Origin of the sequence: Coralloluteibacterium thermophilum (genome assembly GCF_042654365.1) — a bacterium.
GTDB classification, from domain to species: domain Bacteria; phylum Pseudomonadota; class Gammaproteobacteria; order Xanthomonadales; family Xanthomonadaceae; genus Coralloluteibacterium; species Coralloluteibacterium thermophilum.
The window spans coordinates 1-22,615 of record NZ_JBHSGG010000049.1; the positions used below are offsets into that span (position 1 = coordinate 1).

Here is a 22,615-nt window from a genome sequence, read left to right on the forward strand (position 1 = left end):
CCCCCTCCCCAACCCTCCCCCGCTGTCCGCGGGGGAGGGGGTAAGAGCGGTGCTTCGTGCCGACGGCGGAACGGAAGACTCCACGCTCGCGCGATCCACTCCTTCCCCCGCCTGCGGGGGAAACCCGGGATGGGGGTGAACGCGAAGCGCGTTGCGCGAGGCGTGGGTCGCGGAGACGAGCGAATCGCACGCGCCTCTCGTTCCTCATCCCTCACTTCCCACCCGGCCTCCACGCCCACGATGCACCCGCGCCGGAATACTCGGCGCAGTCCCCCGACCAGGCAGGTGCCATGGATCTACGCGACGCCATCGAACTCGCCCGCTTCCACGCCTCCGAGATGCGCAAGGGCATCGACGTGGGCTACCGCGACCTGCAGGACTCGCTGGAGCCGCTGGCCGCGCACTTCACGTCGGATTCGCCCCACGCCGCCGAGGCCGAGGCCGTGGTCCAGGCCGCGCGGACGGGCAACCTCCCCCGCTCCGACGCCCATCGCATCGAGGCCCTGGCCGATGCGGCCGAGGCCGACCTGCGGGCGGATCGCTGACACCGCCGCACGACCAGCAGGTCGACGGCGCGGCGCGCGCAGACACACCGCGTCGGGCGTTTTCCGTCCCGCTGGCCGGCCCAGGCGCTGGCGGGCCGGCACGTCGCGCGGCAGACGCCGGTCAGTTCCGGGTGTCCTGCGGGCTGCCGAGGCGGTCCAGCGCGGCGAGGAGATCCGGCAGCGAGCCGGTCTGGCCGACCTCGACCAGTTGCAGCCCGGCACGGGCGGCCTCCGGCACGTCCTCGGCCCCCGCCAGCACCACCAGCCCCGCATAGTTGCGGTACCGCAGCTCGGTGAGCACGCGCGCGACGGGCAGCAGGCGCATCTCGCCGTCGAGCACGACCGCATGCGGCAGGCCTTGTTCGGCGCCCTCGCTCTCCACCTCGGCGCTCGGCACGTCGTCCAGATAGACCAGCGCCGCGGCGCCGCTGCGCGCCAGCGTGCAGCGGTAGTTGTGCAGCCGCAGGCCGTCCGCGACGATCGACAGGCGGCCGGCCTCCTCGCTGACCACCAGCACATGGCGGCCGCGACCGTCGTAGTCCTGCCGCTCGCGCTCGGTGGCGGCCTGGGCCATCGGCAGGTAGATCTCGAAGCGGGTGCCCACGCCCGGCGTGCTGTGCACGCGCATCACGCCCTGGTGGTTGTCGACGATGCGCCGGCACGACAGCAGGCCGAGCCCGGTGCCGCCTTCCTTGGTGGTGAAGAACGGCGTGAACAGCCGCGCGCGCACCTCCTCGCTCATGCCGACACCGGTGTCGATCACCGACAGGCGGAGGTAACGGCCCGGCACGGCCGGCTCGTCCGCGTTGATGTCGGCCTGCTCCAGCTCCGCCACGTCCGCGGCCAGCGTCAGCGTGCCGTCGGGCGGCATCGCCTGGATGGCGTTGAGGCAGAGGTTGAGCAGGCACTGCTGCAGCTCGGTCTCGTTCGCGGCCACGGCGAGCCCGTCGTCGCTCAACTGCACGCTGAGCGCCATGCTGCGCGGCCGGGTGCCCTGCAGCAGCAGCTCGGTGGCGCGGAACAGCTGCCCGACGGGCAGGCTGGGGTTGATCTGACGGGCGCCACGGGCGAAGGAGAGCATCGACGCGACCATGTCCATGCCGCGCTTGGCGCAGGTCTCGATCATGCGTGCGAACTTGACCACGCCCTGGTCGGTGCCGGCGCGCTCGGCGATCATCGGCGCCGCGATCAGGAGCGGCTGCAGGATGTTGCGCAGGTCGTGCGACAGGCCGCCGGCCAGCAGGGCCAGGCTCTCGTAGCGCTGCGAGCGCACCAGTTCCTGTTCGGCCTGGTCGCGCGCGCGCTGGTCCGCGGCCTCGACCAGGGCCCGGATGGTGGCCGGCGCCAGCCGCGCGGGCTGGCTCTTGAGGATGTAGTCGGTCGCGCCCTGGCGCAGCGCCTCGATGGCCGCCTCCTCGCCCATGGTTCCCGAGACGAACAGGAACGGCAGCGACGGGGCGCTCTCGCGCACGATGGCGAGCGCGCGATGTCCGCTGAAGCCGGGCATCGACAGGTCCGAGAGGACGATGTCGGGCTTGAACTCGGCCAGGGCCTCCCGCAGCCCGACCTCATCGTCCGCATGCCGGACCTCGATGTCGAGGTTCTCCTCGCGCAGGAGGTCCTCGACCAGCTCCGCATCCTGCGGGTCGTCCTCCAGGTGGAGGACGCGGATGGGGCCGGAATGGACCTCGGCGAGACGGCGTCGCAGTGGCAAGGTCAGATCTCGATGGGGCTTTCGTTGAGGACGGCCCAGAACTGGCCGAGCGTCTGCACGGCGCGGAAGAACTGGTCGACGTCGACCGGCTTCACCACGTAGGCGTTGACGCCGAGGTCCCAGCTGCGCGCCAGGTCGCTCTCCTCGCGGGACGAGGACAGGATCACCACCGGCACCTTGCGCAGGCGCTCGTCCTCGCGCATCTGGCGCAGGACCTCGAGGCCGTCCATGCGCGGCATCTTGATGTCGAGCAGGACCACCGCCGGCGGCTCGCTGCCGCGGTCGGCGAAGTTGCCGCGGGAGAACAGCCAGTCGAGCGCCTCGACGCCGTCCTCGACGTGGGTGATGGGGTTGACCAGGTTGGCTTCGCGCAGCGCGTCGATCGCCATCTCGGCGTCGGCGGGGCTGTCCTCGGCCAGCAGGATGGTACGGATGGTCTTGCTCATTGTGGTGCTGGCCTCAGGTGGTTGAGGTGGGAAGGGTGAAGCGGAAGGTCGCGCCGGCGTCGGGAGCGGCCTCGGCCTCGATCCGGCCGCCGTGGCGGGCGAGGATGCGGCGGACGCTCGCGAGCCCGATTCCGGTGCCGGGATACTCGCTCGCCTTGTGCAGGCGCTGGAAGACGCCGAACAGCTTGTCGGCGTAGGCCATGTCGAAGCCCGCGCCGTTGTCCTTGACCGAGAACTGGAGGGTGCCGTCGTCGAGCTTGCGGTAGCTCACCTCGATCTCGGCGACCTCGCGCTTGGCACTGTACTTCACGGCGTTGCCGAGCAGGTTCTGCCAGACCGCGCGCATCATGTTCTCGTCGCCCATGACCACGGGCAGCGGCTGGATGCGCCAGCGGATGTCGCGCTCGCCGGCGTCGGCCATGACGATCGCGCGGGTCTCCTCGACCACCGCCTGCATGTCCACCGGCTGCAGGCGCATGGCGCCGCGGCCAAGCCGCGAATAGACCAGCAGGTCGTCGATCAGGGTGGCCATGCGCGCGGACGAGTCGCTGATGACCCGGAGGTAGTGCGCGGTCTTCTCGTCCACCGCCTCGCCCAGGTGGCGCTTGAGCTTGTCGGCGAAGCCGCCGATGTGCCGCAGCGGCGCGCGCAGGTCGTGGGAGACGGAGTAACTGAAGGCCTCCAGCTCCCGGTTGACCTCGGTGACCTGGTCGACGCGGCCGGTGAGCTGGCGGTTGAGGTCGCGGATCGAGTCCTCGGCGCGCTTGAGCACGGTCACGTCGCTGGCCGTGATCAGCACCGCGCGGTCCTGGCTGTCGGGCAGGCGCATGCGCCGGGCGTTGAGCAGGATGACCCGGTCGTTGCCGTCCACGTCGCGGAAGCGCTGCTCGTAGTCCCAGAGTTCGCGGTCGCGGGCGACGACCTCCTTCAGGCGCTGGGTCAGCACCGGATCGGCCCAGACCCCGTTGCCGACCTCTGCGATGGGGAGCGCGCTGTCGCGCTCGGCGTCCTCCAGCCCGTACAGTTCGGAGAAGGCGTCGTTGTGCAGGACCAGGTTCAGGTCGGCGTCGATCAGCGCGATCGGCTCGCGCGCGGTCTCGAAGATCGCCTGGGCCTGGGCGGCGGCACGCTTCGACGTGCGCTCGGCGACAAGGCGCTGGCGGAATTCGCGTTCGGAGACCAGGAGGACCAGGCCCAGCAGGACGAGCTGGGCGAGCATGGCGCCGAGGTTGATGTAGCCCAGCTGCCGGGCGTCGCGCGCGGCGATCTCCTGGCGCTCGGTGAGCTTGGCCCGCTCGTCGTCCACGATCTGGTCGGCGATCTCGCGGATGCGGAACTGCCGCTGGCCGGTGACCATGGCGGCGTCGCCGGCCGCCATCGCGCCGGCGGCATAGGCGGTCGTGGCCTCGCCTTGGAGGCGCAGGCGGCCCTGCATGGCCGCGCGCAGTTCGCCGATCCGCCCCTGCTGGACGGGATCGTCCCGGGTCATCTGCGCCAGCCTGTCGATGGCGGCCTCGACGGCCTCGCGGTTGTTCTCGAAGACGGCGACGTCGCTGTCGACCTCGATGCCGAGGCGCTTGCGGTAGACCAGGGCTTCCGTGTCGCGGGACAGGAACAGCAGCTCGTTGAGCAGGCTGCTGACTTCCGAGGTATGCGAGACCCAGGCCGCGGCGTCGAGGGCGCGCTGCGTTCCCGCACGGGTCATCCAGAACGGCAGGGTCACGATCAGCACCACCGCGACGGCGAGCATGATCATGCGTGTGCGGAACTGGCCGTAGGCGGGTGAGCCTGTCATGGAGTCCTGTTCGGGGAACGGGCCTGCGGCGAGGGCGGCAGGCCCGGAGCCGGCGGATTATGACACGCGCGAAAAAATAGAAAACGGGTTGCGCAACAATCGCCTAGGGCCGCTTCCGTCACGTGATTTTCACGTTCTTCCGCTCCGCTTCCGCGCAACCGGCGGCTTCACCTGCGACGGGGTAGGCTTGCCGGCTACCCTTGGAAGGAGCCGCTTCGCCCCATGAGCACGCACCCCCGCGCAGGAACCCTGCCCGCCCCCGCCGACCTGGTCGACCTCCAGGCGCTCGCCGATGCCTATGCGGGCACACGGCCGGACGCCGGGGACCCGGAGCAGCGGATCGCGTTCGGGACCTCCGGGCACCGCGGCTCCGCGCTGCGGGCGAGCTTCAACGAGGCGCACATCCTGGCCGTGACCCAGGCGGTCTGCGACTACCGGCGCGAGCAGGGCATCGACGGCCCGCTCTACCTCGGCCGCGATTCCCACGCGCTGTCGGCACCGGCGGCCGCCACCGCGATCGAGGTGCTGACCGCCAACGGCGTCGAGGTCCGCGTGGACCGCGACAGCGAGTACACGCCCACGCCGGTGGTCTCGCACGCCATCCTCCTGCACAACCGCGGGCGCGAGCGCGGCCTGGCCGACGGCATCGTGATCACCCCGTCGCACAACCCGCCGGCGGACGGGGGCTTCAAGTACGACCCGACCACCGGCGGGCCAGCCGAGGCCGACGCCACGAAGTGGATCGAGCAGCGCGCCAACGCGCTGCTGGCCGCCGGCCTGGACGGCGTGCGCCGCGGCGGCGGCGACGGCCGCGTGGTGCGGCAGGACCTGCTCGGCGACTACGTGGAGGATCTGGCCAGCGTCGTCGACTTCGACGCCATCCGCGGCGCGGGGCTGCGGCTCGGCGTCGACCCCATGGGCGGCGCCGGCATCCACTACTGGGGACGGATCGCCGAGCGCCACGGCATCGACCTGACGGTGACCAACACCGGCATCGACGCGCGCTTCCCCTTCGTGCCGCTGGACTGGGACGGCAGGATCCGCATGGATCCCTCCTCCGCGTACGCCATGGCCGGGCTCCTGGACCTGCGCGAGCGCTTCGACGTGGCCTTCGGCTGCGACACCGACCACGACCGCCACGGCATCGTCGCCCCGAGCGTGGGCCTGCTGCCGGCGAACCACTACCTCGCGGTGTGCGTGGACTACCTGTTCCGCGAACGGGCGCAGTGGGGCCAGGACGTGGGCATCGGCAAGACCGCCGTCTCCAGCGCCATGATCGACCGCGTCGCCGCGGACCTCGGCCGTCGCCTGGTCGAGGTGCCGGCGGGCTTCAAGTGGTTCGTGCAGGGCCTGCTCGACGGCAGCCTCGGCTTCACCGGCGAGGAGAGCGCCGGCGCCACCCTGCTCCGCCGCGACGGCGGCACCTGGACCACCGACAAGGACGGCATCGCGCTCGGCCTGCTCGCGGCGGAGATCACCGCGCGCCGCGGACGCGACCCCGGCGAGCTCTACCGCGACCTGGAAGCGCGCCTCGGCCGGGCGTTCTTCGCCCGCGTGGACGCGCCCGCCTCGCACGCCGAGCGCCAGGCCATCGGCCGGCTCAGCGCCGATGCCGTGCGCGCCGACACCCTCGCCGGCGACCGCATCGTCGCCACCCTCACCCACGCCCCCGGCAACGGGGCGGCGCTGGGCGGCGTCAAGGTGGTCACCGGGCACGGCTGGTTCGCCGCCCGTCCGTCGGGCACCGAGGACATCTACAAGATCTACGCGGAGAGCTTCCGCAACGCCGAGCACCTCGCGGCCATCCAGGCGGAAGCGCGGGAGATCGTGGCGGCCGCGCTGGGCCCGAAGCAGGAGTGAGAGGTCAGGAGTGAGACATGAGGAGTGAGGAACGAGGACAGGCCGCCGGCCGTTCCGCTCGTTTCCCGCGCCTCCCGACGACAAACCCCGCCCTCCCCGGCTAGGATGCGCGGCCGCAGGTTTCCTGCCGCTTCCTCCCGCCACCCGCGTCGCCGGCGCCCAGCGCGTGCCGCGGCGCCCGACCGCAGACAGTCCGTGTCCCAATCCGAACCCGCGCCACGCCGGGGCGGCCGACGCCGCGGCGCGGCGGCCGCCGACGACGCCCCGCGCGGCAAGCTCTCCGCCTACCGCCGCCTGCTGCCCTTCGCGCGCCGCCACCGCGCGCTGATCGCGGGCTGGCTGGTGTTCCTGGCCCTGTCCTCCGCTGCGACCCTGGCGCTGCCGGTGGCGGCGCGCTTCATGATCGACCGCGGCTTCGGGCAGACCGACCCGGCGCTGCTCAACACCGGTTTCATGGCGCTGTTCGGCGTGGCCTGCCTGCTCGCCTTCGCCGGCGCGGCGCGCTACTTCTGCGTGACCCTGCTCGGCGAGCGGGTCGCCGCGGACCTGCGCACCCACCTCTACGACCACCTGCTGCTGCTCGACCAGACCTTCTACGAGACCACGCGCTCGGGCGAGCTGGTCTCGCGTCTGTCCGCCGACACCGAGCGCGTGCAGAGCATGGTCGGCTCCACGCTCTCGCTGGCCCTGCGCTCGGGCGTGACCCTGCTCGGTTCGGGCGTGATGCTGCTGGTCACCAGCCCGCGCCTGGCCGGCCTCACCGCCCTGGTGATCCCGGCGGTGATCCTGCCCATCGTCGTCCTCGGCCGGCGGGTCGAGCGGCTCTCGCGCGAGAGCCAGGACCGCATCGCCGACGCCACCGCGGTGGCCAGCGAGTCGCTCAGCGCCATCCACACCGTGCAGGCCTACGCGGGCGAGCCGCGCGCCAGCGCGCGCTACCTGGACGCGGTGCGCGCCTCACTGGCGACCGCGCTGCGCCGCATCCGCATGACCGCGATCCTCACCGCCCTGGTGATCCTGCTGTCCTTCGGCGCCATCACCCTGGTGCTGTGGGCCGGTGCCCACGCGGTGCTCGACGGCAGCATGGACGCAGGCGTGCTCGGCCAGTTCGTGCTCTATGCGGTCATCGCCGCCGGCTCCGTCGGCGGCCTCTCGGAGGTCTGGGGCGAACTGCTGCGCACCGCCGGTGCGCTCGGCCGCATCGGCGAGCTGCTGGACTCGCCGGCGCGCATCCGCTCGCCCGAAGCGCCGGAGGCACTGGCGCAGCCGGTCCGCGGGGAACTGGCCTTCGACGGCGTGACGTTCCACTACCCGACGCGCCCGGACCGGCCGGCGCTGGCGGACTTCGACCTGCGCGTGCGCCCGGGCGAGACCGTGGCCCTGGTGGGGCCGTCGGGCGCCGGCAAGTCCACGGTGTTCCAGCTTCTGCTGCGCTTCTACGATCCGCAGAGCGGCATGGTGAGCCTCGACGGGCACGACCTGCGCACGCTCGCCCTCCCGGACCTGCGCGGCGCCTTCGCGCTGGTGCCGCAGGACCCGGTGCTGTTCGGCGCCTCCGCCGCCGAGAACCTGCGCTTCGGGCGCATCGACGCCAGCGACGAGGCAGTGCGCGCCGCCGCGCGCGCGGCCGCGGCGGACGAGTTCATCGAAGCCATGCCCGAGGGCTACGCGACCTACCTCGGCGAGCGTGGCGTGCGCCTGTCCGGCGGCCAGCAGCAGCGCGTGGCGATCGCCCGCGCCGTGCTGCGCGACGCGCCGGTGCTGCTGCTCGACGAGGCCACCAGCGCCCTCGACGCGCAGAGCGAGCGGCTGGTGCAGGACGCCCTGGACACGCTGATGCGGGGCCGCACCACCCTGGTCATCGCGCACCGGCTGGCGACGGTCAAGCGGGTCGACCGCATCGTGGTGATGGACCAGGGCCGCATCGTCGCGCAGGGCCGCCACGACGAGCTGATCGCCCAGGGCGGGCTGTACGCGGACCTGGCGCGGCTGCAGTTCTCGGCCTGACTTCCGCCGCCCGGCGGCTCAGTCGCCCGCGGGCGCCCCGCGTGCGAGCAGCGCACGCAGGTTGTCCCGCGCCAGCCCGCGCGCGACGTCCGGCGGCAGGGCGTCGAGCAGCGGCGCGAAGGCCTCGAACTTGTCGCCGAGGCTGCCGAAACGGCCGACCACGTCCGACCCCAGCACGAAGCGCCGAGGGTGCGCCTGCACCAGTTCGAGCCACTCCGGCCGCGGCGCGCCCTCGTCGTCGAGCACGTGGTCGAGCACCGACCAGGACAGGTCGATCACCAGGTTGTCGTGCGCATCCATCAGCCGGCGCAGCACCGGCAACAGGTAGGGCATCTCGCCCTGCCTGCGGTTGATCGCCGCCGAGGTGCCGGCATGCGCCCAGATGAAGGTGGTGCGCGGGTGCGCGGCCAGCGCCGCCTCGACCTCGCCGAGGTACAGCGGTTCGCGCTCGCGCACGCTGGTGAGGTTGGCATGCACCAGCACCGGCAGGCCGCGCTCCGCGGCCAGCCGGTAGACGCGCTGCATCGCCTCGCTGTCGATGCGCGGCGTGCGCCCCTGGGTCAGCGCGGTGAGCGTGTCGTGGCGGGTGAACACCTCGCCGATGCCGACGAACACGTCCGGGTACAGGTCGAGCATGCGCGCGACGTGCGCGTCGGCGTTCTTGTCGTTGGGGTTGAAGCCGCTGAGGAAGGGATGCAGCCGCGCGCGCCGCGCCGGCGGCAGGGCGCGCACCGCCTCGGCCAGCAGGGCATCGGTGGCGGAGTACCAGTACAGCGGCGCGTCGTCGCCCTCGTAGTAGCGCGGGCGCTTCGGCTCGTCCTCGTCCCACTTCTTGGCGACGGGGACGCCCATCAGCACCGCCTCGTCCACGCGCGCGGCGTCCATGGCTTCGAACAGGGCGTCCATGCCCTCGGTCTCCTGGAAGAAGTCGACGTAGTGCAGGTGTGCGTCGGCGAAGCGGAGCCCGGCGGCGGGCGCGGCGGCCGAGGCGAGCAGCAGAAGAAGTGCAGGCAGTCGGAACATGGCTGGCGATTGTGGACGATCCGGCCCCGGAACGCCGGCGCGGTGCCCGTGCGGGGAGCCTGAACCGCCCTCACGATGCGGCGACGCGCGGCGTTGCGTCATGGCAGGCCCGCGCCGAAGGACCGACCGCCATGCCCGCCCGTCGCCCCCTCCCCGCCCTGCTCCTGGCCCTCGCGGCCGGCACCGTCGCCGCCCAGCAGGGCGACGGTACCGACGCCCGCATCGCCGCCAACGTGGTCAAGCCGGACAAGGTGGACCCGACGCCGCAGCGCATCGCCCGCCTGCAGGTGCCGCCGGGCTTCACCGTGGAACCGTTCGCCACCGGCCTGCGCAATCCGCGGATCCTCGCGGTCTCTCCCGCCGGCCACGTGTACGTCAGCCGGCGCGACCAGGGCGACGTGCTGCTGCTCAAGGACGAGGACGGCGACGGCCGCGCGGACGGCACGCCCATCGCCGTCGCCAACCGCCCCGGCGCGCACGGCCTCGCCATCCACGACGGCAGGCTCTACATCGCGACGGCGACCGAACTCTACGCGGGCGAGATCCAGCCCGACGGCACGCTCGGCCAGCTGGAACTGCTGGCCGGCGACTTCCCCGACGCCGGCCAGCACCCCAACCGGACCATGGCCTTCGGCCCGGACGGCTGGCTCTACTACAGCGCCGGTTCGACCTGCAACGCCTGCAACGAATCGAACCCCGAGAACGCCACCCTCCTGCGCGTCTCGGCCGACGGCAGGCAGCGTTCGATCTTCGCCTCCGGCCTGCGCAACATGGTCGGCTTCGGCTGGCACCCCGCCACCGGCGAACTGTGGGGCATGGACCACAACACCGACTTCCTCGGCGACGACGAGCACCCCGAGGAGCTCAACCGCATCGAGAAGGGCAAGCGTTACGGCTGGCCGCACGTCGGCGGCAGCGGCACGATCACGCCGTGGACCACGCCGGACGGCGGGATCACCAAGGAGCAGTGGCGCGACATGAGCGAGCCCATGGTGATGGGCTACACCGCGCACGCCGCGCCGATGCAGATGGTCTTCTACCCCGGCGGCAACTTCCCCGAGGAGTACACCGGCGACGCCTTCGTGGCCATGCGCGGGTCCTGGAACCGACGCCCGCCCTCGGGCTACGAGATCGTGCGCATCCGCTTCGAGCGGGGCGAGCCGCAGGCCATCGAGCCCTTCGTGACCGGCTTCCTCACCGACGGCGGGCGCACGCACTTCGCACGCCCGGTCGGTCTCGCGGTGGCGCCGGACGGCGCCCTGCTGATGAGCGACGACGGCAACGGCAGCATCTACCGCATCCGCTACGAGGCGGGCGGACGCCAGGCCGGCAGCCTGTCGCCGCCGGCGACCGCCATGCAGGCCCAGGCGCAGCGCGGCAGCGGCGTGCCGCTGGCGTCGGAGCGCGAGGAGACGGCCATGCGCGGCGACGGCGGCGCGACGATCCAGGTCTCCTCGCACGACTTCCAGCCCGACGGGCCCCTGCACCAGCGCTTCAGCGAATACGCGGAAGGCGTCTCGCCCGCGCTGGCCTGGACGCCGGTGGAGGGTGCGCGCTCCTACATGCTGATCATGGAAGACCCCGACGCCAGATCGGTGACGCCCTACGTGCACTGGGTCGCATGGAACATCCCCGCGCACGTCACCCGGCTGCCGCAGGGCCTGCAGGAACAGGAACGCCTGACCGAGCCGGAAGGCATGCTGCAGGGCGCCACCAGCCGCGGCATGCCCGGCTACTACGGCCCGCGCCCGCCGGTCGGGGACCTGCCGCACCGCTACCACTTCCAGGTGTTCGCCCTCGACGTCGAGCGCCTGGATGCCCCGCCGGGCGCCGACCGCGACACCGTGCTCGCCGCCGCGGCGGGCCACGTCATCGCCAAGGGCACGCTGGTCGGCACCTACCAGCAGACCGTCGAGCCGCCCCTGTGACCACTGCGAGAACCGCCATGAACGACGAGAAGAAGCGCCCGCCCTCCGCAGGCCCCACCGAGGACGCCCCGGCGGAGTACGACCACTCCTCCGGCGACCGCAACACCCAGCAGACGCCCAAGACGCGCAAGGAGAACTTCCACGGCGGCACCCAGCGCCGCACCAACCTCGACGTACCGAAGCCGAGGGAGTGAGCCTCCGGAGTGAGCGGGGAGGTTCCGCACTCCTCGCTCCTCACTCCTCATGCCTCACTTCTCGCCTTCCTACCTCCCCTCCTCCGCCTGGATCCGAGCGCGGATGGTGCCGTGCACGCCGGTGCCGATGGCCAGCGGTGCGTGCAGGTTGCCCTCGCTGACATCCGCGGGCGGGGCCTCCTCCATCTGCAGGCCGTGCTGGAGCGCCCCGCTCACGGCGTGCGCGATGCTCGGCAGGAAGCGCTCGGCCGCCACCGCGGCGGTCGCGGTCAGGCCGACCGTGACCTCGTCCTGCGGGCGCGCCACCAGGCCGACGATGGCGTCGACCACCTCGTCGGCATCCGCCAGCGGATAGGCCCGCAGGCTGTGCCCGGTGTAGTTGGCCGCGTGGTCGAAGAATGGCGTGTCCGCCGCCATCGGCAGCACCGTGCAGACCCGCACGCGGTCCAGCCCGGCGGCGCGCACCTCCTGGCGGAGCGCATCGCTGAGCCCGACCACGCCGTACTTCGCCGCGCAGTAGGACGCGTAGTACGGCGCGGGGGTGCGCCCGAGCATGGAGGCGACGTTGATCAGCGTCCCGGACTGCATGCGCCTGAAGTGCCGCAGCGCGACGTGGCTGCCGTTGACCACGCCGCCGAGGGTGGTCTGCAGCACGCGCTGGTGGTCGCGCAGCGGGATGGCGTCGAAAGGACCCAGGGCGGCGACCCCGGCGTTGTTGATCCACACATCGATGCGGGGGAACTTCGCCAGCGCGGCGCGGCCGAGCTTCTCCATGTCGGCGGGCTCGCCCACGTCGACCGTCATCGTCAGCACGTCGCCGCCGCATTCGCGGGCGATCTCCTCGAGCAGGTGCCCGCGGCGCGCGGCCAGCACGAGGTTGAAGCCCTGCTCCGCGAGCCGCAGGGCGACGCCGCGCCCGAAGCCGCTGGAGGCGCCGGTGATGAGGACGGTACGGGACGGGACCATGCGCGCGCTCCTGGATCTGGGGTCCGCCGGAGCATGCCGGCGACGCCGTCGCCGCGGGGTCACGAGCCGCCGGAGCGCGCGCTGCGCGGGGCGGCGGAATCACCACGCGGACTTCACCGGCGCCTGCCGAAAAACACGCTAGGCTGCGTGGTCACCTTCACTCCGAACCGGGAGCTTCCACTCGTGCTCGAACGCCCTTGGCATGGCCCGGCTGCCACGGACGTCGCCAGCGTCGGCGGGCAGGTGGGCGCGCAGCTGCGCACGCAGGACTGGTCGGGCTCGCCTCTCGGGCCGCCCGATGCCTGGCAGCCGGCGCTGCAGACCCTGGCCGGGCTCGTGCTGCAGTCGAAGTTCCCGATGTTCCTGGCCTGGGGCCCGGAGCTGGGCCTGCTGTACAACGACGCCTACGGCGTGATCCTCGGCGCCAAGCACCCCGGCGCGCTCGGCCGGCCCTTCCGCGAGGTCTGGGCCGAGGTGTGGGAGGACGTCGGCCCGCTGGTGGACGCGGCGCTGACCGGCGAGGCGATCTATCGCGAGGACCTGCCGCTGGTGATCGAGCGCAGCGGCCTCCCGGAGCGGGCCTGGTTCACCTTCTCCTACTCGCCGGTGCGCGACGAGGAGGGACGCATCGCCGGCATCTTCTGCGCCGTGGCCGAGACCACCGCCAAGGTGCTGAGCGAGCGCCGGCAGGCGTTCCGGGTGATGCTCGAGGACCGGCTCCGCCACCTCGCCTCGCCGCGGGCGCTGATCGACGCCGCCGTCGAGGCGCTGGCGCTGCACCTCGGTGCGCAGCGGGTCGGCTACGCGCAGGTCCAGGCCGACGGCGAGACCGTGCTGCTCGACGCCTGCTACGCCGACGGGGTCCCGCCCCTGCTGGGCAGCTTCGCGCTGTCCGAGTTCGGGCCGGAGAGCATCGCGCGCCAGCGGCGCGGCCTCACCGACTTCTGCGACGACGTCCTGGCCGACCCCGCCCAGGTCCACGAGACCTGGCGCAGGGTGGACACGCGCGCCTTCGTGTCGGTGCCGATGATCCGCGACGGGGTGCTGCGCGCGACGCTCTACGTCAACGTCTCCCATCCGCACCATTGGCTGCCGGAGGAGATCGCGCTGATCGAGCTGGTCGCCGCCCGCATCTGGGACGCGCTGGAACGCGTGCGTGCCGAGACCGAGCGCCGCGACAGCGAGATGCGCCTGCGCCTGGCCCTGCAGGCCGGACGCATGGGCGAGGTCACCTTCGACGCGGTGAACGGCACGATCCGGCATTCCGAGGCCTTCGCCGAGATGCTCGGCCACCCGCCCGGGCGGCGCCTGACCCTGGCCGACCTGCGCGCGCAGTACCACCCGGAGGACCGCGACCGGATCATCGCCGAGCGCGAGGCGATCCTGAAGGCCGGGCAGACCTTCTTCGAGGTCGACATGCGCATCGTGCGGCCCGACGGCGAGGTCCGCTGGCTCTACGGCCGCGGCCAGGTGTTCCGCGACATCGACGGCCACGCCCTCACCGCCACCACGGTCTACCTCGACAACACCGAGCGCAAGCAGGCCGAGCAGGCGCTGCGCGCGCTCAACGAAACGCTCGAACAGCAGGTGGCGGCACGCACCGGCGAGCTGCGCGCCAACCAGGCCCGGATGCGCGCCGCCTTCGAGACCAGCTACACCTTCCAGGGCCTGCTGGCGCCGGACGGCACGATCCTCGACGTCAACGCCACGGCCCTGCGCCCGATCGAGGCGCACAGGGAGGACGTGGTGGGCCTGCGGGTCTGGGAAGCGCCCTGGTTCAGTGGAACCCCGGGCATGCCCGAGACCATCCGCGAGGCCGTCGGCCGGGTGGCCGCGGGCCGGACCTACCGCCAGGAGATCTTCGTCAAGCTGCCGGCCGGCTGGCGCTGGTTCGACTTCTCCATGCGCCCCATCGTCGACGAGAACGGCGCGGTCACCGCGATCGTGCCGGAGGCGGTGGAGACCACCGAGCGCCGCGAGGCCGAGGACGCCCTGCGCCAGGCGCAGAAACTGGAGGCCATGGGCCAGCTCACCGGCGGCGTCGCGCACGACTTCAACAACCTGCTGACCCCGATCATCGGCAGCCTCGACATGCTCCAGCGCAAGGGCGTCGGCGGCGAGCGCGACCAGCGCCTGATCGGCGCCGCCCTGCAGGCGGCGGACCGCGCCAAGACCCTGGTTCATCGCCTGCTCGCCTTCGCGCGCCGGCAGCCGCTGCAGACCGCGCCGGTCGATGTCGGGCGCCTGGTCGGCGGCATGGCGACCCTGATCGCCAGCACCTCGGGGCCGCAGATCCGCGTGGAGGTCGACGTGGCCGACGGCGTGCCGCCCGCGCAGGTGGATGCCAACCAGCTGGAGATGGCCGTGCTCAATCTCGGCGTCAACGCGCGCGACGCGATGCCGGCGGGCGGCACGCTGAGCATCTCGGTGACGCGCGCCCAGGTCGGCCCGGGGCATCGCAGCCGGCTGCCGCCGGGCGAGTACGTGCGGCTGTCGGTGGCCGACACGGGCATCGGCATGGACGCCGAGACCCAGGCCCGCGCCATCGAGCCGTTCTTCTCCACCAAGGGGGTCGGCCGCGGCACCGGGCTCGGCCTGTCGATGGTGCACGGCCTGGTCTCGCAGCTCGGCGGCGCCCTGACCATCCAGAGCCGGCTCGCGGTCGGCACCAACATCGAGCTGTGGCTGCCGCGCGCTGCGTCCCCCGTCGAGGAGGCCTCCGCCGCGGCGGAAGCGGAGCACCGCAGCTTCGCCGGCATCGCCCTGCTCGTCGACGACGAGGACCTGGTGCGGCTCAGCACCGCCAACATGCTGTCCGACCTCGGCTACGTCGTGGTCGAGGCGGCCTCGGCCGAGGCCGCCCTGCGGCGCGTGGCGGAAGGGCTGCGACCCGACGTGCTGGTGACCGACCACCTGATGCCGGGCATGAACGGCACCGACCTCGCCCGACGCCTGCGCAGCGCCCGGCCGGAACTGGCGGTGCTGATCGTCTCCGGATACGCCGAGAGCGAGGGCATCGCCGCGGACCTGCCGCGCCTGGCCAAGCCCTTCCGGGCCTCGGACCTCGCCGAGTGCCTCGCCCGGCTCACCCAGCCGGCGAGCGCGGCCTGAGCCCACGGACGGGTCGGGCCACGGGGCAGGGAATCCGGAACAGGGGGAGCGACGACGGTGCCGCGAGGCTGGAACGCCCTGACCTCGCACCCGCCGGCCCCGATGAAGAGCCGCCCGGCTGCGGGAAACGAAGCGGCGGCAGGGCCGCGCCCCGCGGTACCACGCCAGGCGTGGCCCGCGAGGCGGTGTCGCAGATCAGCTGAGGTGCTTGGAAAGCAGCTTGTTCATCTCGAACATGGTGACCTTGTCCGCGCCGAAGATCGGACGCAGGGTGTCGTCGGAGATGATCTCGCGCTTGTTCTGCGGGTTCTGGAGATCGTTCTTCTTGATGTAGTCCCACATCTTGCTGACGACCTCGCTGCGCGGCAGCGGGTCCGGGCCGGTGATCTTCGCCAGGTCCGCCGACGGCTTCACCGGCCGGGCGAGCCCGCCCTGCGCGTTCGATCCGCTCGACTTCGACCCGCTCGCTTTCTTCGTTGCCATTTAACTTCTCCTTGTGTGTCCGATTGCCCGGCTGGTGGGGGGCGGGGTGGCGCGGCGACAGGGTATCCGGTTTGGCGGCAGCCGGCTGTGAGGCCGCGGTGCCGGTCCCGGGCCATGTTCAGCCCGGCCGTGCGAGGGACGGAAGCGGCCGCACGCACCGTTCCCGCGGGGCCCGTTCCGCCCGTCGCGCCAACGCCGCTTCCACGGCGGCCTGTGCACGCTCCGGCCACCATCCACACGCCCTCGCGGCAGGAGCTCCGTCCATGTCCTCCTTCGGACTCTACATCGCAGGAATGCTGGTCCTGATCGGCGGCCTCGCCTACGGCGCGCACCTCGCCGGCCTGTCGACGCAGTGGATCGTCGTCGGCGTGATCGTGCTCCTGGGCATCGGCATCGTCAGCGCCGTCTCGCGCACCCGCCAGAAGGATCCCCCGACCTGAGGGCACGGGCCTAGCCGTACACCGCGGGTGCGGCCCACATCGCCCTGCTCCGCACGTAGACCCGCGGCTCGCCGCCGTCACCGCCGCCCGGATGAACGCGCAGGGGCGCTTTCTCCATGCCCGCCGCGCGGCATGAGCCTCCGGTGCGGTCCGCTCGCCGGTTGTAGGGCCGCTCCCGATTGCGCAACCCCTCGCGGTTGTGCCCTACTCCGCTGCGCCACGGACGGGAACCACTTGGGGGAGTGGATGGCGACGACGATTCCGGGACGGAACAGCTGGCCCACGCGCATGCAGGCAGGCGAGCGTCGCTTCGCGACGCGCCTCGACGAGAAACTCGAAGACGACTACCTGGTCTGGGTGAGCGTGAACATCGGCCCGCGCCGGCGCGAGGCCGATGTGGTGGTACTGCACCCCCAGCGCGGCCTGCTGGTGCTCGAGGTCAAGGACTGGAAGCCCGACACCCTGCACCGCATCGACCGCACCAGTGCGGAGCTGCTCACCGAGCGCGGGCTGGTCACGACGCTCAACCCGGTACTGCAGGCACGCCAGTACATGCTGGAGCTGCAGACCGTGCTCGAACGCGACCCGGCGCTGCGCCAGCCCGAAGGCCACCGCTGGGCCGGCAAGCTGCGCGTACCGATGGGCCACGGCGTGGCGCTGACCGGCATCACCCGCGCCCAGTTCGACGAGATGGAGCTGGAGCACGTCATCCCTCCGCACATGGCCATCTGCCGCGACGAAATGCTCGAGAGCACCGACGCGGAAGCCTTCCAGGAGCGGCTGTGGGCCATGTTCCCCATCCAGTTCCGCGAGCCGTTGACGCTTCCGCAGATCGATCGCATCCGCTGGCACCTGTTCCCCGAGATCCGCGTCACCTCGCCCACGCAGGGCGACATCTTCGCCGACGACCAGCTCGCCCAGGAGCAGCCGGTCGCCATCCCCGACCTCGTCCGGGTGATGGACCTCCAGCAGGAACAGCTCGCCCGCAGCCTGGGCGACGGCCACCGGGTCATCCACGGCGTGGCCGGCAGCGGCAAGACCATGATCCTCGGCTATCGCTGCCTGCACCTCGCACGCAGCCTGCACAAGCCCATCCTGGTGCTCTGCTACAACCGCACGCTGGCCGCGCGCCTGGCCCAGTTGATCGACGCGCGCGGCCTGCAGGCGCAGGTCAGCGTGCGCACTTTCCACGCCTGGTGCGGCGACATGCTGCGCACCTACGCCGTCCGCGGCCCGAAGCGCCCGCCCAACCCCGACGATGCCTACTTCGCCGCCCAGGTGCAGGCCGTCATCGACGGCGTGGAAGCCAAGGCCATTCCGCGTGGCCAGTACGGTGCGGTGCTCATCGACGAGGGCCACGACTTCGAGCCCGACTGGCTGCACCTCGTGGCGCAGATGGTGGACCCGGAGACCAACTCGCTCCTCGTCCTCTACGACGACGCCCAGTCCATCTACGCATCGCCGAAGCGGCGGAAGTTCAGCTTCGCGAGCGTCGGCATCCAGGCCAAGGGCCGCACCACCGTCCTCCGGCTCAACTATCGCAACACGCAGGAGATCCTGGCCGCCGCGCGCGCCTTCGCCGGCGACCTCCTGGATGGCGGCGACGGCGACGAGGACAGCCCGCACGTGATTCCGCCGGAGAGCGCCGGCCGCCGCGGCCCCGAACCCGAGGTGATCGACTGCGACTCCGTCCGCCACGAGGCCGAGGTCGTCGCCAGCCGCATCCGTGACGCGCTCGACGACGGCGAGAACCCGGACCGGATGGCCGTGCTCTATCGCAACCGCTGGACCCACGGCCGCGAGATCGAGAAGCAGCTCGCCCGCCTGCGCGTGCCCTACCGCTGCGCGACGGGAAAGGACAAGGGCGCCCTGTTCGACGGCCCGCCGAGCGTGAAGCTCGTGACCCTGCACTCCAGCAAGGGCCTGGAGTTCGAGACCGTGTACCTGATGGGACTCGACCAGCCCCTCCCGCCCGACGCCGACCCCGCGGCCGAGGCGCGGCTGCTGTATGTGGGGATGACGCGGGCGATGGGCAGGCTGGTGATGACGCGGACCCACCACCCGCCCGTAGCGACGGTCGAGCCAGCGGCGTGACGTCGCGTTTCGCCCGGAGGACGCGAGAGGCCATCGGCCTACGAGCGTCCAGGCGTGCAGCGCCCCGCCACGCAGCGATGGACGCAGCCACTGTCCCCACCTTCCGAGCCCGTGCGCTCGCCCTTCGACATCCGGAATCGCCCGCCCATGCTCCGTGCCTTGCTGATCGCCTTCCTTGCAGTGCTCCTGACCGCCTGTAGCGAGCGGGACCTGCTCCAGCGCATCGCGACCGAAGCGGAACAGGCCACCGCGCAGCGCTACGTCGCGCTGTTGCAGGAAGGGGATCTCGAGCCGATCGAACGCCGCCTGGATGCTCCGCTGCGCGGGCCGCAGGCGACCGCTGCACTCGCGGCGATGGCGCGTCTCGTGCCCTCGTCCGCCCCACTCACGGTGGAACTGGTCGGCGCCCACCGCTCGATCGGCACCAGCCCGTCCCTCACGCTGACCTACCAGTACGACTTCGGAAGCAGTTGGCTCCTCGTGATCGTGCAGACGCGCGACGACGTCCTGCTCGGCCTGCATGTGCAGCCGCGGGCGACGTCGCTTCAGGACGCGAGCCGCGCGCGCCCCGAGGCATGGAGCTGGAAGACCTACCTCGTCGTCGCCGGCACCGCGCTCGCGCCGGTTCTGGTGCTCGCAGCCCTCACGCTCTGCATACGGAGCCGCCTGCGCGGGCGCAAGTGGCCCTGGATCATCTTCATCCTCCTCGGCCTGGGAGGATTCTCTGCGGATCTGGCGACTGGCGAGGTGGGCGTGAACTTCCTGACCGTGCAGTTGCTCGCCGCTGGTGCCACATGGTCGGAGTGGGCGCCCAGCATCCTGCAGGCATCGATCCCTCTCGGCGCCATCCTCTTTCTTTTCCGACGCCCCAAGCTGCTTGCCAGCGGCGACGCGCGGACAGCCCCGGACGCGACCCCGGCCTGACGTGCGCATCGGGGTCGTGAGAAGCGACCGGCAGGGATCCGGAAGGACCCGCCCGTGATGCGCCACATGCGCGCTTCTCGGATCCGATCGACCGCGGGCACGCAGTGAGCGGGACCCGATGCGGTCGGTGTTTCGCGCCGACCCTGCCCTCCGCCGTATGCATGCAGCCCGGGCCGCGAAGCCACCATGACGCCGAGTCCACTCATGAATATTTGCGCGCAACTGCGTGCGGAGGTCGCCGCCTAGGGTAAGCACCAGCTTCCCGGCTGCGACATGGGCACCGTACGGTGCCGACATCCAGACCTCCGGATCTCGCGCCATGTCCTCCGTGAATGCGGTCTCGCCCTTCGTCACCCCGTCCCTATCGGCGGCGTCGTCGCTGTTCCGCGCGGCCAACCAGGCTGCGGGCTGGCCGCAGGGCGACGGCGGTTTCAGCGGGCGGGCCGCGGGAACGGTGCCGGACCGGGAGCTGGACTACGCCGCGTCCTTGATGGCGAACGACGTCTACGCGGCCGACAACCCGCAGACCGAGCAGGCGCTCCAGGAGGCGGGCTGGACGCGGCTGCAGCCGAGCGAGGACGGCCGGCATCTGGTGGATGCCGACGGCAACGCGATCCCCATCGACCCGGCCCTGCTGAGCACGCGCAACGGATTCGACGCCGCCATCTTCCAGAACGACAGCGGCGAGTACGTGGTGGCCTTCCGCGGCACCGACGACTGGGGCCTCGGGCCCTCGGGCGACGGCCGCCACAACGCACTGCAGGGGCTGGGCTTCGAGAGCGGCCAGTACAGCGACGCCATCGCGCTCGCGCAGCGTGCGGAACGGGTCTTCGGCGACGGCAACGTCATCGTCACCGGGCACTCGCTCGGCGGCGGACTGGCCTCGGCGGCCGCCCTCGCCACCGGCGCCACCGGCATCACCTTCAATGCGGCGGGCCTGAGCGACGAGACACTGCGCTCGCTGGGCTTCAACCCGAACGCGGTGCGCGAGGCCGCCGCCGACAGCGGCCAGATCCGCCGCTACGTCGTCGACGGAGAGGTCCTGACGGGGGTGCAGCAGGACATCCCCGGCCTGCCGTTCGTGGGCTCGCCGCCGGAGGCCGTCGGCCGCGAGCTGCGGGTCGCGCGCCCGGAGGGCTCGGCCTTCAATCCGATCGACCTCCACGGCGGCGGCGGGGACGGCGCGCCCTACGTGGACGCGCTGCGCGACAACCGCGCCTGGGATCCCGCACTGCGCCCGACCCTGCCGGAGCGCGTGGGGAGCGCGGTCGACGATGGTCTCGATGCCGCGGGCAGCGGCCTCGGCAGCGTGATCAGCGGCATCGGCAACGGCCTGGAGCGCGCACTGGTGGTGGGGGGCCAGCTCGTGCGCATCGCCAACCCGAACCCGCTGTCGCCGCTGACGTCGGCCATCCTCGAGGCCACCGGCCGGACCGCCAGCACCGTGGCCGACGGTGCCGCGTACCTGATCGACACCGGGCTGGGCCTCGCCGGCGACGGCCTGGAGACGGTCATCGGCGTGGGCGGGAACCTGCTCGGGGATACCGCCGGCAACCTCGGCACGCTGCAGTTCAACCAGCTCAGCACGGGCATCCGCCAGGGCGCCGAGCTGGGCGGCAACGTGCTGGGCACCCTCCGCGAGACGCGCGACGAGATCGCCCAGGTCGCGGAGACCGCGTTCGCGCGCGGCGACGTGGTCGAGGGCAGCGCGCGCGTCGCGGGCCACGTGCTCGACGCGGGCATCGACACGGTGGGCAACGTGGCCGACACGGTCATCGGCACCGCCGGCGAGGGCCTGCGGAACACGGCCGACTTCGGCGGCAGCATGCTCCGCGACGTCGGCGACCGCCTCGGCATCGGCGACGCCACCCGGCCGCTGGCGGAAGCCGTGGAGAACGCCGGCAGCGCCATCGGCGACGCCTCCGCCCGCGCAGGCGAGTGGGTCTCGGAGCGCGCCGACCGGCTCGGCAATGGCGCCGAAGCCGTGCTGGACGCCGTGGGGAGCGGCGCCCAGCGTGCGGTCGACACCGTCGGCAACGGCGTCCGCCGCACCGGCGAGGCGATCGGCGACGGCGTGCGCTGGCTCGGCCAGTTCAATCCCTTCGGACGCTGAAGCCACTCGCACCCGCCCGCGCGCCCCGTGTAGGGTGAGCACATGCGCCCCGCCTTCGCCATGCCCGTCCGCCGCCGATGCGCACCCGGACGCGCGGGCCTGGGGCTCGCGCTCGCACTGGTGATGGGCACCGGATGCGCACGGCAGACTCCCGACATGACCGACAGCACCTCCTTCGGCAACCCGACCGCCGCCCCGCTCGCCCGTGCACTGCACGACGGCGACGAGGCGCTCGCCCGAGAGCTGATCGCCGGCGGCGCCAACCCGAACGCGGTGGACGACGACGGCCTGCCGCTCCTGCAATGGGCGATGCTGCGCGACGACCGCACGACCTTCCGCAGGCTGCTGGCGCTGGGCGCGGACCCCGCGCGCGGCAACGGCGACGGCCAGACCGCGCTGCACCTGGCGGCGATGGGCCGCGAGACCTGGTGGCTGGACGCCCTCCTCGCCCACGGCATGTCGCCCGACCAGCCGAACACGGTCACCGGCGCACCGCCGCTGATCGACGCACTGCGGGCGCGCCTGCCGCGCAACGTCGAACGCCTTCTCGAAGCCGGGGCGCGTCTCGACGCCGCGGACCGCAACGGCACCACGCCGCTGCACCAGGCGGCCGCGATCAACGACCTGCCGATGACCCTGCGCCTGCTCGAGGCCGGCGCCGACCCGCGCGCCACGGACGCCAACGGCGCCACCTTCCAGGACTACCTGTTCGACGGCGACCCGGACCTGCTCCACGGAGAGGCGAGGCGGAGCCTCGACGGCATCGGCGCCACCCTGCGCCGCCAGGGCGTGCCCGTCACTGCGGCGGCGCTGCAAGACTGACGACGAGCGCCGCGGCAACGCCCCGCGGCCGAGGGAGCATCCCTCGCGGAGGACCGCATCCACCCGCTCCCGATATGCCCGGCGGGGCCACTGACACCTGGCGTGGCCACCCCGGCCGCAGCCAAGGCGCGGCTCCATCGCAGCATCGCG

General features: G+C 72.4%; 17 protein-coding genes. 11 read left to right on the forward strand and 6 right to left on the reverse strand.

What is annotated here, in order from left to right:
* Window positions 1-290: 290 nt before the first annotated feature.
* The gene (locus tag ACFO3Q_RS16105; protein ID WP_377005798.1) at window positions 291-545 is read left to right on the forward strand and encodes a hypothetical protein; all 255 of its coding nucleotides are present in this window, start codon (window positions 291-293) and stop codon (window positions 543-545) included.
* A gap of 121 nt (window positions 546-666) precedes the next feature.
* Here ACFO3Q_RS16105 and ACFO3Q_RS16110 read toward each other — a convergent pair whose 3' ends face one another.
* From ACFO3Q_RS16110 to ACFO3Q_RS16120, 3 genes are read right to left on the reverse strand one after another with little or no spacing between them, the layout of a single operon-like run.
* Window positions 667-2,259, reverse strand: a complete 1,593-nt coding sequence (locus ACFO3Q_RS16110) for a hybrid sensor histidine kinase/response regulator (RefSeq protein ID WP_377005800.1) — start codon at window positions 2,257-2,259, stop codon at window positions 667-669.
* Between the two features lie 2 nt (window positions 2,260-2,261).
* The gene (locus tag ACFO3Q_RS16115; RefSeq protein WP_377005802.1) at window positions 2,262-2,705 is read right to left on the reverse strand and encodes a response regulator; all 444 of its coding nucleotides are present in this window, start codon (window positions 2,703-2,705) and stop codon (window positions 2,262-2,264) included.
* 13 nt (window positions 2,706-2,718) lie between these two features.
* A complete protein-coding gene (locus ACFO3Q_RS16120) occupies window positions 2,719-4,500 on the reverse strand; it encodes a sensor histidine kinase (RefSeq protein WP_377005804.1) in 1,782 nt (593 codons plus the stop codon).
* 222 nt (window positions 4,501-4,722) lie between these two features.
* Here ACFO3Q_RS16120 and pgm point away from each other — a divergent pair, with 222 nt between their 5' ends.
* Together pgm and ACFO3Q_RS16130 are read left to right on the forward strand one after the other, a co-directional pair.
* Window positions 4,723-6,360, forward strand: a complete 1,638-nt coding sequence (gene pgm / locus ACFO3Q_RS16125; RefSeq protein ID WP_377005806.1) for a phosphoglucomutase (alpha-D-glucose-1,6-bisphosphate-dependent) — start codon at window positions 4,723-4,725, stop codon at window positions 6,358-6,360.
* Window positions 6,361-6,555: 195 nt separating this feature from the next.
* On the forward strand, window positions 6,556-8,367 hold the full coding sequence (locus ACFO3Q_RS16130; protein WP_377005808.1) for an ABC transporter transmembrane domain-containing protein: 1,812 nt from the start codon (window positions 6,556-6,558) through the stop codon (window positions 8,365-8,367).
* Between the two features lie 18 nt (window positions 8,368-8,385).
* Here ACFO3Q_RS16130 and ACFO3Q_RS16135 read toward each other — a convergent pair whose 3' ends face one another.
* The gene (locus ACFO3Q_RS16135) at window positions 8,386-9,390 is read right to left on the reverse strand and encodes an amidohydrolase family protein (RefSeq protein WP_377005810.1); all 1,005 of its coding nucleotides are present in this window, start codon (window positions 9,388-9,390) and stop codon (window positions 8,386-8,388) included.
* A 131-nt stretch (window positions 9,391-9,521) separates the two neighbouring features.
* Here ACFO3Q_RS16135 and ACFO3Q_RS16140 point away from each other — a divergent pair, with 131 nt between their 5' ends.
* Together ACFO3Q_RS16140 and ACFO3Q_RS16145 are read left to right on the forward strand one after the other, a co-directional pair.
* Window positions 9,522-11,318, forward strand: a complete 1,797-nt coding sequence (locus ACFO3Q_RS16140) for a YbhB/YbcL family Raf kinase inhibitor-like protein (protein ID WP_377005812.1) — start codon at window positions 9,522-9,524, stop codon at window positions 11,316-11,318.
* A 17-nt stretch (window positions 11,319-11,335) separates the two neighbouring features.
* Window positions 11,336-11,512, forward strand: a complete 177-nt coding sequence (locus ACFO3Q_RS16145; RefSeq protein WP_377005814.1) for a hypothetical protein — start codon at window positions 11,336-11,338, stop codon at window positions 11,510-11,512.
* Between the two features lie 69 nt (window positions 11,513-11,581).
* Here ACFO3Q_RS16145 and ACFO3Q_RS16150 read toward each other — a convergent pair whose 3' ends face one another.
* Window positions 11,582-12,478: an SDR family NAD(P)-dependent oxidoreductase gene (locus tag ACFO3Q_RS16150; protein ID WP_377005816.1), complete on the reverse strand. Its 897-nt coding sequence runs from the start codon at window positions 12,476-12,478 to the stop codon at window positions 11,582-11,584.
* Window positions 12,479-12,661: 183 nt separating this feature from the next.
* Between ACFO3Q_RS16150 and ACFO3Q_RS16155 the strand changes: the two genes are divergently transcribed.
* Window positions 12,662-15,589, forward strand: a complete 2,928-nt coding sequence (locus ACFO3Q_RS16155) for a PAS domain-containing protein (RefSeq protein WP_377005818.1) — start codon at window positions 12,662-12,664, stop codon at window positions 15,587-15,589.
* Window positions 15,590-15,784: 195 nt separating this feature from the next.
* Here the strand turns inward: ACFO3Q_RS16155 and ACFO3Q_RS16160 are convergent, their stop codons facing one another.
* Window positions 15,785-16,072, reverse strand: coding sequence for an SWIB/MDM2 domain-containing protein (locus tag ACFO3Q_RS16160; RefSeq protein ID WP_377005820.1), 288 nt, complete (start codon window positions 16,070-16,072; stop codon window positions 15,785-15,787).
* 263 nt (window positions 16,073-16,335) lie between these two features.
* Here ACFO3Q_RS16160 and ACFO3Q_RS16165 point away from each other — a divergent pair, with 263 nt between their 5' ends.
* The 5 genes from ACFO3Q_RS16165 (at window position 16,336) to ACFO3Q_RS16185 (ending at window position 22,465) form a co-directional block, all read left to right on the forward strand.
* Complete coding sequence (locus ACFO3Q_RS16165; RefSeq protein WP_377005822.1) at window positions 16,336-16,512, forward strand: hypothetical protein; 177 nt, start codon at window positions 16,336-16,338, stop codon at window positions 16,510-16,512.
* A 246-nt stretch (window positions 16,513-16,758) separates the two neighbouring features.
* Window positions 16,759-18,606, forward strand: coding sequence for a 3'-5' exonuclease (locus ACFO3Q_RS16170; RefSeq protein WP_377005824.1), 1,848 nt, complete (start codon window positions 16,759-16,761; stop codon window positions 18,604-18,606).
* A 159-nt stretch (window positions 18,607-18,765) separates the two neighbouring features.
* Window positions 18,766-19,530 carry a hypothetical protein gene (locus ACFO3Q_RS16175; RefSeq protein ID WP_377005826.1) on the forward strand — a complete coding sequence of 255 codons (765 nt, stop codon included), beginning with the start codon at window positions 18,766-18,768 and terminating at the stop codon, window positions 19,528-19,530.
* A 319-nt stretch (window positions 19,531-19,849) separates the two neighbouring features.
* Window positions 19,850-21,643 carry a Tle-like phospholipase domain-containing protein gene (locus tag ACFO3Q_RS16180; RefSeq protein WP_377005828.1) on the forward strand — a complete coding sequence of 598 codons (1,794 nt, stop codon included), beginning with the start codon at window positions 19,850-19,852 and terminating at the stop codon, window positions 21,641-21,643.
* Between the two features lie 156 nt (window positions 21,644-21,799).
* On the forward strand, window positions 21,800-22,465 hold the full coding sequence (locus ACFO3Q_RS16185) for an ankyrin repeat domain-containing protein (RefSeq protein ID WP_377005830.1): 666 nt from the start codon (window positions 21,800-21,802) through the stop codon (window positions 22,463-22,465).
* Window positions 22,466-22,615: the final 150 nt, after the last annotated feature.